The 12,052-nt window shown below is 68.6% G+C and carries 9 protein-coding genes and 1 pseudogene; 5 read left to right on the top strand and 5 right to left on the bottom strand.

What is annotated here, in order from left to right:
• Positions 1-18 precede the first annotated feature (18 nt).
• The 3 genes and pseudogenes from OHA98_RS19110 to OHA98_RS19100 form a co-directional block, all read right to left on the bottom strand.
• Positions 19-933 (bottom strand): MerR family transcriptional regulator, encoded by a 915-nt coding sequence (locus OHA98_RS19110; RefSeq protein WP_266927352.1) that lies wholly within the window; start codon positions 931-933, stop codon positions 19-21.
• A 127-nt stretch (positions 934-1,060) separates the two neighbouring features.
• Positions 1,061-1,767 (bottom strand): annotated as a pseudogene (locus OHA98_RS19105) (IS5 family transposase).
• A gap of 41 nt (positions 1,768-1,808) precedes the next feature.
• Positions 1,809-2,363 (bottom strand): transcriptional regulator, encoded by a 555-nt coding sequence (locus OHA98_RS19100; protein ID WP_266927350.1) that lies wholly within the window; start codon positions 2,361-2,363, stop codon positions 1,809-1,811.
• A 57-nt stretch (positions 2,364-2,420) separates the two neighbouring features.
• On the opposite strand from OHA98_RS19100, the gene OHA98_RS19095 reads away from it, so the two are divergent.
• Positions 2,421-3,326, top strand: a complete 906-nt coding sequence (locus OHA98_RS19095; RefSeq protein ID WP_266927348.1) for a S41 family peptidase — start codon at positions 2,421-2,423, stop codon at positions 3,324-3,326.
• 523 nt (positions 3,327-3,849) lie between these two features.
• Here OHA98_RS19095 and OHA98_RS19090 read toward each other — a convergent pair.
• Positions 3,850-4,236, bottom strand: coding sequence for a VOC family protein (locus OHA98_RS19090; RefSeq protein WP_266927346.1), 387 nt, complete (start codon positions 4,234-4,236; stop codon positions 3,850-3,852).
• A 266-nt stretch (positions 4,237-4,502) separates the two neighbouring features.
• On the opposite strand from OHA98_RS19090, the gene OHA98_RS19085 reads away from it, so the two are divergent.
• Both OHA98_RS19085 and OHA98_RS19080 read left to right on the top strand, forming a co-directional pair.
• Positions 4,503-4,649 (top strand): hypothetical protein, encoded by a 147-nt coding sequence (locus OHA98_RS19085; protein ID WP_266927344.1) that lies wholly within the window; start codon positions 4,503-4,505, stop codon positions 4,647-4,649.
• An 875-nt stretch (positions 4,650-5,524) separates the two neighbouring features.
• Positions 5,525-8,215: a tetratricopeptide repeat protein gene (locus OHA98_RS19080; RefSeq protein WP_266927342.1), complete on the top strand. Its 2,691-nt coding sequence runs from the start codon at positions 5,525-5,527 to the stop codon at positions 8,213-8,215.
• Positions 8,216-8,576: 361 nt separating this feature from the next.
• Here the strand turns inward: OHA98_RS19080 and OHA98_RS19075 are convergent, their stop codons facing one another.
• A complete protein-coding gene (locus OHA98_RS19075; protein WP_266927340.1) occupies positions 8,577-9,179 on the bottom strand; it encodes a GNAT family N-acetyltransferase in 603 nt (200 codons plus the stop codon).
• Positions 9,180-9,611: 432 nt separating this feature from the next.
• Between OHA98_RS19075 and OHA98_RS19070 the strand changes: the two genes are divergently transcribed.
• Together OHA98_RS19070 and OHA98_RS19065 are read left to right on the top strand one after the other, a co-directional pair.
• Positions 9,612-10,736, top strand: coding sequence for an aminotransferase class V-fold PLP-dependent enzyme (locus OHA98_RS19070; protein ID WP_266927338.1), 1,125 nt, complete (start codon positions 9,612-9,614; stop codon positions 10,734-10,736).
• Positions 10,721-12,049: an extracellular solute-binding protein gene (locus OHA98_RS19065; protein ID WP_266927336.1), complete on the top strand. Its 1,329-nt coding sequence runs from the start codon at positions 10,721-10,723 to the stop codon at positions 12,047-12,049. The genes OHA98_RS19070 and OHA98_RS19065 overlap by 16 nt, the downstream gene beginning before the upstream one ends.
• Positions 12,050-12,052: the final 3 nt, after the last annotated feature.

The following is a 12,052-nucleotide window of genomic DNA, read 5'->3' as shown; positions in this document are numbered from 1 at the left end:
CCCTACGACACCACGAGTTCAACCGCAGTAGGAAGCGGGTGACTCGTGGGCGGCGAGCTCTTCGGCCAATTCCATGCAGCGCAGGCGGGCCGGAGAGAAGTCGTAGGGCATCTTTCCGGTGGCTTCGAATGCGCTCATGGACTCTTGCCCCCTGCCAGAGCTATGGCCGGCCTCGTCCCCACCCTCATCTGCGATAGCGGGGTGCAAAGTGTCCCAGGAGTCGAAGAGCGCGTCGTCGCTCTCCGCCAGGCCGGAATCCTCGATAACGGCCTGCAGCGCCTTTTCGAAGGCGTGCCGTTCGGCAGCCACCCGGGCCACGCGGGGGTCATCGACAGCGATCGTGTCATCGAGTGCCTCCTCGGCGGCATCAATACGGTCGGAGGCCTCCCGCAGATCCGGGTGAGTGGCCAGGGCGATGAAACGGGTGGCCTGGACGGCCGCACCGAGCGGGCCGAAGATCCGCTCGGTGACCAGCAGGCTGTCCAGGTCCGCCTGGTGCAGGGAGCCCTCGGGCAGGCTCTTGAGGCGGCTGGTGACGAAGTCGGAGAGCAGACCCATCCTGCTGCCCTCGGTACGCATGCGCTGCACGGCAGTCCGTTGCCGCCGCAGTTCTGCTTCCTGAGCGACGAGGGTTCCCTCCAGCCGTTCCAGGATGCTCGCGAGGCCGTCGTCGCTGTCGGCGCCGGTGGAAGCCGTGTCGGTGAAGGCGTCACGGATGTCGTCCAGGGCGATCCCGGCATCGGCCATCCTGCGGATCCACAGCAGCCGGATCATGTCTTCGTAGCCGTAGCGGCGGCGATCGTCGCCGCCCCGCACGGGCTCGGGGAGCAGGCCGATCTCGTGGTAGTGACGGATCGCCCGCGGCGTGGTGCCGACGAAGGCCGCCGCGTCACCGATCTTGACCTGGCGCGGCGGGATGAAGGACGAACACATGAGCGGGGGCCTTCCTCAGCGGGGCGGGACGTAAGTCCACCGGACCACATGCCGCTACGGAACGTGCAACCCGAGACACCCCGCCCGGCATCCATGCCAGGAGACAACCGCAGGAGGGCAGGCGGGGTCACAGCACCTGAGGTATCGCTGCGACCTGGACCGCCGCCTCAAACCGCACTGCGAGTTTGTCGAACCGGTCGCCGCGGCACGATGCCGCTTGAGACGGCTGATCCCACATTCGACGGCGTGCCGCGCCTTGTAGTCCTGACGGTCGAAAGAGAGGGGGACGTCCACTGCTACGGCCGCGGCGCCTGCGATTGCTGACCTGGTAGGCCCGCTCGACCGTTGCGAACCGCGGGCTGTCACCGCGCTGCCCTGCGGTGATCAGCAACGACAACGGCTTCTGTCTTGTTCACACGCCAGATGGATCTTCGTCGTGAACCCGCCTCGCGACCTGCCAACCCGCGGTCCCCGGGCTCTTCGCTCACACCGCCCGACAGCTCCTTCTGCACAGCACCGTCCCGACAGGCATCAGCCGCATGCTGATGTGCACGGCAGATCGTCGAGTCGACACCGACTTCCCAGAAGATCAATCCGGGCTCATCTGCCCTCGTCTGCAACAAGGCCAGCAGTCGGACCCGCACGCCCCAACGCTGCCACCTCCGGAACAGTCCGTACACCGTCTGCCACGTCCCGTACTCAACCGGCAGATCCCGCCACGGAGCGCCGGTCCGAACGCGCCACCCGGCCACCGTCCACCATCCGCCGACAGCCGACAGCCGACAGCCCGGCCACTTGCGACCACTGCTCACCGGAAAGATCCCCACGCCCCACACTTTGATCATCACGGTCAAGGTGCGCGCAGGTAACCAAACCTAAGACACGGCCCAGGCGGAACCGGTGGTGCCGGTCGGCAGAGCATGCTGATAGAGCGCCACCAACACACCATGCACAGGCTGGTCCTCTGCATTCTCCTCGGCCTCATCGACCAGTCCGGCGAGGGTCTCGCCGAGTTCTCTTGCCTTCGCAGGGCTGAGACGCAGGTGGCGCAGTGTCAGGTGGGTCTCGGCGGGAGAGCGGTCCAGCTCTTGAGCGACTGCGGCGAGCATCGCGGCGGTGCCTGCCGCTTGGGGTTCGGCGACGACCATGTGACGGGCCGTACGCTGGTAGTACTGCTCGGTGCCGCCGCGGACCTGGCGGGTCTCTGCGACATGGACCAGCCCGGCTTCGCGGAGCACTTTGAGGTGGTGGGCCGCATTGCCCTTCCTCGCGTCGAGTTGCGCCGCGAGCTGGCTGACGGTGGCAGGCCGGTGGCCCAGGGCGAAGAGCAACCGCTGACGCAACGGGTGAGCGAGCGCCGCGAACTGCTCAGGCGCACCGATCTCCAGAACATCCTCAGGAGGCGGTGGACAGGAAGGCTGATCGTGCATTCCGAAAGTGTCTAAACTCTTTGACGCTTTCGCAAGGACAGTGCTCTACTCCCCGCCATGACGACTCCAACGAAGTTACCGCCGGCCCCTGTCATCGACGAGATATCCCGGCTCCTGATCGACCACTACGTCTACCCCGAGACAGCCGAGCAGCTCGCCGGCCTGCTGCAACGACGCCTCACCGAGGGCGCCTACGAGGTCGACGACGCCGAGGGCCTCGCCCGGCTGGTCACCGCGGACCTGCAGTCCGTCAACGGCGACCGACACCTGAGACTCAAGCACCACGCCGACCCGGTATCCCCGAAGCAGGGGGCAGCCACCCGGGACGCCATGCGCCGGGACTTCGACACCTCACTGGGCGGTGTGCCCCGGGTGCAGTTGCTCGACGGAGGGGTCGCCGTCGTGAAGCTGGCACCGATGCTGTTTCCGCTGGAATGGGCCGCCGAACCACTGAGCGCCGCACTCACCCTGGCCTCCCGCGCCCAGGCGCTGATCGTGGACCTTCGCGCCAACCGGGGCGGCGACCCGGACACGGTCGCCTTCGTCTGCAGCTACCTGCTGGACGAGCGCACCCACCTCAACACCATGTACTGGCGAGGCGGCGAGCGCAACGAGCAGTCCTGGAGCCTGCCGCACGTTCCCGGCGCGTGCTTCGGCGGCAGCAAGCCGTTGTATGTGCTGTCCAGTAACAGCACCTTCTCTGCCGCTGAAGAGCTGGCGTACGACCTCCAGCAGCTCGGCCGCGCCGTAGTCGTCGGCGAGCGCACCCGCGGCGGCGCACACCCGTGCAGGGGCTGGACCGTGCACCCACACCTGGAAGCCACCGTCCCCGTTGGCCGCGCCATCAACCCCGTCTCCAGCACGAACTGGGAGGGCACCGGTGTGCAGCCGGACGTCCCTTGCGCTGCTGCTGACTCCCTCGACCACGCGCACGCGCTGGCCCTCGCCCGACTGGCGGGCTGACCCGGTCCAGCTCATCGACAGCACAGCGCGCAGCGCCTCCTCTCCATGTCGGCGGCTGACTCGGCGGTGGCCCCGGTCTCCGGCGGCCCGCAGCGTGCTCACCCCGCACAACTGGGTTCACTTCGGCAACGGAGCCACACCACCGCGCCACCCGCCCCCCGTAGCCAGCGCCTTGTCTCCGAACCGCCCCGATGCCGAGGGCGGACGACTTCGGTCGACGTCGCACAGTGGCCGTCCATCCCATCGATGTCCCGGCCCGCCACCAGGCGCTCGCGCCTCCCGAACTGCCCGGGAAACGCTGCTCTCCGTCATCGACAGAGCCAGCCCACCACCGGGTGAGACGCGGACCAGCCCGGGGTCCGGCACGCGTCCATGCCGACACCCGTCGTCCCGGCACCCACCCGCCGCCAGGTCCCGGAGAACCACGTGGTGAGTGACCATGCCCGGCGGCAGCGAGCCCCCAGCCCACCGCCGGGCTACAGTCAGTGCCTGCGACCGCCTGTCACACGGCACAAAGCTGCGGTCAGGCCAGGGTCGTGATGCAGAACGGGTGGCCCGCAGGATCCAGCAGGACCCGCCACCGGTCGGGGTCCGGCTGGAATTCGGGCTTCACAGCCCCCAGGGCGAGCAGGCGGGCCTCAGCGGCGTCCAGGTCGTCGACCCCTAGATCCATATGGGCCTGCTTCTCCTGGGAGGGGTCCGGCCACGTGGGGCGGCGGTAGTCGGTGAGACGGTTGAATCCGAGACCGGCAGCTCCCTCCTGGCCGAGCAGGATGAAATCGTCGGTGGAGAAGACCACCGGCAGACCGAGGGCTTGTCCGTAGAAGTGGGCCAGTTCGGCGGGGTCGGGGCAGTCGAAGGTGACCGCCGAGTAGCGGAACGTGGACGCTGACGTGTCTTCATTACTCATGAACGGGACGCTATTGGGGATCTAGGACAGCTTGGGTCCTATTTGCCATGGGGTCGCCGATGCCGCGGCCCGGGACGACGGCCGGTGCCCCGGGAGCCGACAGGCGGTGACGGTTGCCGCACAGGGGAAAGCAGGAGAGTCGGGCAATGAGCGAAGCGAGGAGTGCCACCCGGTTCCGGCCGCACACGTGGTCATCTGTCACTCGGTCCTCGTGGCTGCGATCATGAGGGGTCGACAGCCTCCTGCCCTGCCGTTGAAGCACCCCTATGACCTCACGCCACGCCCTGATCGCCGCCCTCTCCCTGATGACTCTCGTCGCCTGCAGTCCGAGCGCGGAAGAACTCGGCACGGACCACCACAAGCTCTCCCACGTCCAGACCATGATCGGCTGCATCAGGACACGGCTGGGCTGAAAACACGCGCGTGGCCACCGTCATCCCTCCCATACAGCCGCAGGCCGCAGGCGCCGCAGGCCGCACAGAACGCTGCAGATGTCGCTCTGGAACCACCAGGCTGGATCTCGCGGCGGGGGTGGGTTCAGCGCTTCGCGGCTCTCCCGGCTGCGGGGAGGGGTGAGCGGTCTGTCCGTGCCGTACAGGCTGTGTCGGTGTCGCGGCGCCTGAGAAAGGCTCTGCCAGCACGGGCCGGGGACCGGCCTGAAGTGTCGGGCCGGTCCGCGACCGCGACAGCAGGTCGCGGACAGTGGTGACGAAGCCTGGTCCGGGCAAGGGCAGTTCCATGTCCGGCTCGCGGAGGTACCCGACCGCGACCGCGATGGGCATGTACGTGGTGATCTCAGTGACCGCAGCTGAGCGTGAACGGCCGACCGTGTTCTTGGCCGGGCGGCGAAGGACGCGCCGCGTGTTCGTGGTGGGCGCGGTGTCGAGCCGGTCCGGTCGGGCGGGGTGGGTGGGTGGGTGGGTGCGGTTACCGGAGCGGGGGGGGTGAACATCGTCGGCCTGGTCGTGCCACCACCGGGCCGCTTCCTCCTCCCCCAGATGTGGCTGTTTCCCGTCCTCCGCCTGCCACTTCACGGCAGGCTTGGGCCAGGGGGTGAGCCGGGATGGCGCAGCGCAGGGTTCGGCGGTCGCGTGGGGAGTTGATCCGGGCGCGGGGGCGTGAGGGGTTTGTGGGCCGTCATGCGCAGCGGTCGGTGTTTGCGGAGAATCTGGCACGGGATCCGGAGTCGGATGATGTGGATTTTCTGTTCCATGTGCGGGGTGTGGGGGGTGTGGGGAAGTCGTCGTTGGTGCGGCATTGGCAGGGCACTGCGCGTTCGCGGGGGGCGTTGACGGCGGTCGTCGATGAGGTCGATGTGCGGGGCGTGGTGGAGGCGATGGAGGCCGTCGCCGCGCAGTTGGGTTCGCAGGTCGGGGTGCTGAAGGCATTCAGCACGGCCGTGGAGCGGTATCGCAGGGAGCGGGAGCCCCACCAGCAAGAAGGACCGGTGCAGGCCGAGGGCCTGGAGGGTGCGGAGGATCCTGGTGGGGTGGCGTCGGCGTCGAGCCGGGTGATCGCGCAGGCGGCGCTTGGTGGGGCGGCGTTGCTGCCGGGGGTCGGTGTTCTTGCGGGGATGACGAGTCCGGAGATCGCCGCGCAGGGGCTGGACCGGCTGCGTACCGGGATTCGCGGGCGTGCGCGTCGGGTGCGTGATGATCCTCTGTCCGACGGACCCGTCAGGGCGCTCAGTTCGGTCTTCGTCCAGGAGCTGGAGCGGCTGGCGGAAGAGCATCCGTGGCTGGTGCTGGCCTTCGACACATGGGAACTGACCGGGCGGTACCTGGACACGTGGGTGCGAGCGCTGCTCCTGGACGAGTACGGGCCGATGCCGGCCAACGTGCTGGTAGTGCTCGCCGGGCAGAACGAGCTCGGAGAGCGTGAGTGGGCCGAGCTGCGGGGGCAGATCACCGACGTGCCGCTGGAGGTGTTCACCGAGCAGGAGGCACGCGCGCTGCTCACCGCACGCGGCGTGGGCGAGGACGAGGGTGTGGTCCAGGAGATCCTGCACCTGTCGATGGGCCTGCCCCTGCTGGTGGACACCCTCGCCCACATCCATCCCGGCACCGCCGGTGATCAGCAGGAGACGGGGTACTCCGCCGATGTGGCCGTGGCGCGGTTCGTCCGCTGGATCCCCGACCCGGACGATCAGGCCGCCGTCCTGTCCTGTGCGCTGCCGGTCCGGCTCAACGAAGACGTCTTCCAGGCCGTCGTCCCCTCCACCGCGGCGGGACGGTACGGGTGGCTGTGCCGGCAGCCGTTCGTCACCGGTCACGGCGCCCATCGCCAGTACCACGACGTCGTGCGCACCAGCATGCTCCGCTACCTGCGCACCCGCTCACCGCTGGTGTGGACCGAGCGCCACACCCGACTGGCCAACGCCTACGCAAGGTGGCGCGCCATGGCCGAGGAGCATCTCCCGGAGAAGGAACGGTGGTCCGATCCCGACTGGCGCGCTCACCGGCTCAGCGAGACCTACCACCGCCTGTGCGCCCACCCCCGCCGCTTCCTCACAGCCGCTCTGGAAGAGACCATTCACGCAGCCGGACAGGACCTGGAGACCCTGCGCCGCTGGGCCGACACGCTTGTCCGGGCCGGCCGCGACACCGCCCATCCCGGCATCGCCGCGTGGGGCGACCGCCTGACGGGAACCACGAGTGGTGAACAGCCGTTCCTCGATACCCTGCCCGCACTGCTCAGCGCTCCGCGCCTGACCGCCACAGCCCGCGCCCACGCCCACACCCACCACGGGGAGCACCTTCAACTCGCGGTGCGTGTCGACGAAGCGGTCACGGCATACGGCCACGCCATCACCGCAGACCCCACCGTCGCCCAAGCCCACATCGCGCGGGGCCTGGCCCACAGATGGTCCGGGCGCCACGAGCAAGCACTCGCCGACCTCAGCCATGGTGTCGAGCTCGACCCTGAAGATGCCCGGGCCTTCTATGAGCGCGGCGGCACCTACCGGCTCCTGGGCAGGTACGAGGAAGCACTCTCCGACTACAGCCGCGCCATCGCACTCGACCCCACCAACACCTGGGCCATCGCCCTGCGCGGCGGCACCCACCTATCCATGGGCAGGTACGAAGAAGCGCTCACCGACTACAACCACGCCATCGCACTCGAACCGGACAACACCTCGGTCATCACCCAGCGCGGCAGCGCCTACCGGCTCCTGCACAGGTACGAGGAAGCGCTCACCGACTACAACCGTGTCATCGAACTCGAACCGGACAGCACCTGGACCGTCTCCCAGCGCGGGGCAACCTACCGGTCTTTGGGCAGGCACGAAGACGCACTCACCGACTACACCCGTGTCATCGAACTCAAACCGGACAGCCCCCAGGTCCACACCTTTCGAAGCCTGCTGCATCGCCAAATGGGACACTTCGACCATGCGAGGTCCGACCTGGACAGAGCTGTCCGAGAGCTGTCCACTGACAAGGACTTTCAGTTCGAGTTGGCCATGCTGAACACTCTGGAGTTCGGACTCACATCAGCTGCGGCGGAGTGGCAAGTCCTGTTCAGCCACTCGGACGGACCATCCGACATCAGCATGGGAGCGCGGTTCCTTCAGTTGTTCCAGGTGCTGCTGCTGGAACCCTCGGTGAATCCGGTGCAGTGCTTGGAAGGGGTTCTCTCCAACTGTCCCGACCATGACGCGGTTGTCGACCTCTTCCTGTACCTCAAGGAACTCGAAGCTGTGCCTGGGGAGCATCTGCCGGGTGTGGTGCTGTGTCTCCAATACCTGGTGACCATTCCCCGGCCGCTCTCCCGCCGTCGCCCTGATGACGTACAGCGGCCACCGGAGACCCCGTCGCGGAACTCCGGGCCGGCACTCCGGCACCGAGGACACCGCGGCGACACCAGTTGTTTGCCGAACTCGCCCAAAGGCTGTCCTCGGCGAACCCGACGGTCGAATCAACAAGCGCGCCAAGAACCCGAACGCCGCCGAGCCGGCCCGCGAGTTCATCCTCAGTGACGTCGGCCGGGCCCACCTCCCCCGCACCCGTACCGCCTGGACGGAGATCCCAATTTTCCGGGCCCCGGCGGCGTACTGATGGGGCCCGGAAGATCGTCGAGTCGATGGACACCTCCCAGTCGATGCACCCGGAAACATCCGCTTGACCTGCGGCTTCTTCAAGGTACGGGCCCAGGTGCCGTCGATCTGACAGCGACGGAAGAGCGTGCGCCCAGCCTCCCACGGTCCATACCGCACGGGCGTTCCCGCCCAAGGCGCACCCCAGCTCTCGCCCGCCACCGGATTTCGTCGAAGCACTGCCGCCGTCCCTCGGCTTTCGCACCGTCTCCGGTAGCGGCGGCAACAATGGTTCCAAACGCACTCATTGTTCGTCTGTCAGATCTCCACGGCCTTCCCGTGATCGTTCCACGGCCTTGATCAGTATCTCGAACCCGCCTTGGCCGAGGTCGACGCTCGATGTGACCTCGCGGATCATGCGCAGGTTTGGCAGTGTTCCTCGCCAGAGCTCTCGCTCACCCGTGAGCTTGAATCCGTGGCGTTGGTAGAAGCGGACCGCGCTCCCGTTGTAGGCGGTGACCCACAGGCATATGCGGGTGGGGCCTGCCCAGGTGAGGAACTCGGTCATCAAACGACCGCCGAGGCCCTGCCTCTGGGCGTGGTTCAGCAAATACATCGGCCCAAGGGTGACCGCCTTGTCCTTGCGGCCGCAGAGAAAACCGACGATGCCGGCTTCGGACCGGACAACACGGCAGAACAGTCGGTCCGGTTGTCGGCTTGCTGCCTCGATGAACTCCCGCCAATGGGCGATGCCCTCCGCGGTGGCCGAGGAGCCGCGCTGTTCACGGATCCAGTTCTCATCGATCCCCAGCTCCGCGTTGGGGTATGTCTGCAGCCAAGTCCTCAGCTGCAAAGGCCCCAACCACGCCGCGTCGTCGGGATGCGCGGCTTCGATCACGTAGGTCATGGCGACGATCCTCGTCGGGCGTCGTCGCCAAGTCACGCAGGGCAGACGCCAGCCGGTCTTGACTGGCACTTCGGCGCGCGCCGGGGTGCCTACGGGGCGGTGGGTGCCGGTTCCGGTCGCAATGACGGTGCCGTTGAAGCGAGGCGGCCGACGACGGACACGGATGACGTGAAGCGGACCGACGCGCCGGGGTGGCACTCCGGCACCCTCGCCGGACCCCCTGCCGGCTGTCCCCCCTCCCCCGGGGCGCTGCCGCACGGCTCGCCGGGCAGTAGTTGCACCGAACCCCTTGCTGGGACGAGCCGATCTCCCTAATGTGAACCTTCAAATCTCTGGAAGTACCTGCATCAAGCTTCGTTAGGGCCAATTTTGAACGATCAAATTCCGTGTGCAGTCGAGACGGCCACCCCCGCGCCCCCCGGCCGCGGGCCGATGGCGGGCTACCTCGACTACGCCAGAGTCGGTCCGGTCTCCCGCCCGGCCGTCGCCGCCCTCGCCACCGCGACCACGCTCGCGACCCGGGTCGACCCGGCCGACCTCGACCGGCTCTTTGCCCTCGGCGAAGCCGCCCGGACCTCGGCGGCCCGGCTGCTCGATGCCCGTCCGCACGAGATCGCTCTGGCACCGTCCACCAGCAACGGCCTGTTCACCGTGGCCGCCGCACTCCACGGCGCCGGTACCGTCCTGGTGCCCCGCGGTGAGTTTCCCGCCAACCTCTACCCCTGGCTCCGGTTCGCCGGTCGCGGCGGCCCCGCCGTCCGCCTCGTCGACGCGGCCGGGCAGCGGCACATCACCCCCGACCTTCTGCGCCGCCATCTCACCCCCGACGTCACCGCCCTCACCGTCAGCGCCGTCGACTCGCTCACCGGCCATGTGGCACCGCTCGCCGCCCTCAAGGAGGTCCTCGGGCCCGGCCGGCTGCTGATCGTCGACGCCATCCAGGGCCTGGGTGCCGTCCCACTCGAAGCGGATGCCGCCGACGTCCTCGTCAGCGGCGGCCAGAAGTGGCTGCGGGCCGGCTGGGGAGCCGCACTGCTGCTGATCCGCGACCGGTGCGCCGAGCGCCTGTCTCCCGGGCTCGGCGGCTGGGCCGGTGTCGCGGAGCCCTTCGCTCCGCGACATCCGGCGCCGCCACTGCCCGGGGCCGCCGCCCACCTCGCCACCAACCCGGACTTCCCGGCCGCCGCAGCCATCGGTGCGGCCATCGACGACCTGTTCGAGCAGGGCGGCCCGGCCGCCGTCGGCACCCGTATCCGTGACACCCTCGCCGACCTGCTCGACCGCGCGCGGCGGGCCGGCGCCGAGGTCCTGCTGGACGGACTCGGCCCCCACGAGCGCGCCGGTATCGGCACCTTCCGCCTGCCCGGCCACGACCCCGCCACCGTCCACCGCACCCTCGAAGCGGCCGGCCTGATCACCACCCGTCGGGACGAGTGGATCCGGCTGTCTCCCCACACCTCCACCCCTGGCGCCGCGGCGGACCTGCTCGCCGAGGCGCTGCACACCCTCACCCACCGCACGACACATTCCCAGGAGTCGACATGTCCCACCAACTGAGCCGCCGCCGGCTGCTCCAGCTCGCCACCGCCTCCGCCGCCGGGCTGGGCCTGGCCGCCTGCGGCGACAACGGATCGGGCAGCGCCGGAGGCGACGGCGACAGCGGCAAGATCACCGTCTGGAGCTGGACCACCGCGGCCGAGGGGCTGCGCAGCGTCGTGCCCTCCTTCGAGCGGGACAACCCCGGCATAACGGTCGAGGTCCAGGACGTCGGCAACCCGGCCATCTGGGACAAGATCACCGTCGGCCTCGCCTCGGGCGGCAAGGGCCTTGCCGATGTCCTGCACATCGGCGTCGACTACCTGCCCGGTTACCTGGACAAGTTCCCCAACGGCATCGCCGACCTGTCCAAGTTCGGCGCCGACAACTACCAGGCCGCCTTCGCCAAGGGCCTCTGGCCGACCGTCACAGGCAAGGGCAAGGCCGCCCACGCCCTCCCGTGGGAGGTCAACCCGCTCGGTCTCTTCTATCGCCACGACCACTTCGAGAAGGCCGGTGTCGACCCCGACGGCATCAGCGACTGGAACGACATGACCGCCGCAGGGTCGAAGATCCTCGACGCCACCGGCGTCCGGCTTCTCGGGCTCGACAAGACCGGCGCCACCCAGGACATGGACTTCTTCCAGAACCTGATGCAACTCCAGGACGTCTTCTACTTCGACCAGGCCGGGAAGATCACGCTCGCCTCCCCGGCCGCCGTCAAGGCCCTCACCATCATCAAGCGGCTCAACGATGCCGGCCTGATCGCCGACACCGCGGGCCAGGGCACCGAGAAGCGCCTGCTCAGCCAGGGGAAGCTCGCCACCTACGCCGAGGCGGCCTGGGCCGTGGAGTATCTGGCCTCCACATTCCCCGAGCAGAAGGGGATGTGGCGCTCCATGCAGCCGCCCGCCGCCGTTCCCGGGGGCAAGCGCAACACCATCGTCAACTCCACCTACCTGGCCGTTTCCGGCTCCAGCACACGCCGCAAGGCCGCCTGGCAGTTCATCGAGTACGCGCTCACCAAGCCCGCCCAGATCAACCGGATATTCGCCTCCGGCGGTGTCTTCCCCGCCCTCAAGGCGGCGTACGACGACCCGCGATTCAGCGCGCCGCACCCCTTCTACGGCGGCCAGAAGGTACTGAGGCCCTTCGTCGAATCGCTCTCCGCCGATGCCCGGGCCACCAACTTCACCGGCGACTACGCCCGCGCCCTCAAGTTCGCCAGCGACGCGCAGAGCCAGGTGCTGCTCAAGGGCGCCGATCCGGCCGACGCCCTCAAGAAGGCCGCCGAGCAGCTTGCCCAGCAGACCGGCCGGCAGCAGGCGGCCTGACCC

It is taken from the genome of Streptomyces sp. NBC_00654 (genome assembly GCF_026341775.1).
In the GTDB taxonomy this organism is placed as follows: Bacteria; Actinomycetota; Actinomycetes; order Streptomycetales; family Streptomycetaceae; genus Streptomyces.
Note: the sequence above shows the minus strand (reverse complement) of the source record. Positions and strands in the feature narration are given on the sequence as shown.

Excerpts from the sequence above, each read along its gene's own strand:
- OHA98_RS19110 (WP_266927352.1), bottom strand. The coding sequence starts at position 933 with ATGTGTTCGTCCTTCATCCCGCCGCGCCAGGTCAAGATCGGTGACGCG.
- OHA98_RS19100 (WP_266927350.1), bottom strand. The coding sequence starts at position 2,363 with ATGCACGATCAGCCTTCCTGTCCACCGCCTCCTGAGGATGTTCTGGAG.
- OHA98_RS19095 (WP_266927348.1), top strand. The coding sequence starts at position 2,421 with ATGACGACTCCAACGAAGTTACCGCCGGCCCCTGTCATCGACGAGATA.
- OHA98_RS19090 (WP_266927346.1), bottom strand. The coding sequence starts at position 4,236 with ATGAGTAATGAAGACACGTCAGCGTCCACGTTCCGCTACTCGGCGGTC.
- OHA98_RS19085 (WP_266927344.1), top strand. The coding sequence starts at position 4,503 with ATGACCTCACGCCACGCCCTGATCGCCGCCCTCTCCCTGATGACTCTC.
- OHA98_RS19075 (WP_266927340.1), bottom strand. The coding sequence starts at position 9,179 with ATGACCTACGTGATCGAAGCCGCGCATCCCGACGACGCGGCGTGGTTG.
- OHA98_RS19070 (WP_266927338.1), top strand. The coding sequence starts at position 9,612 with ATGGCGGGCTACCTCGACTACGCCAGAGTCGGTCCGGTCTCCCGCCCG.
- OHA98_RS19065 (WP_266927336.1), top strand. The coding sequence starts at position 10,721 with ATGTCCCACCAACTGAGCCGCCGCCGGCTGCTCCAGCTCGCCACCGCC.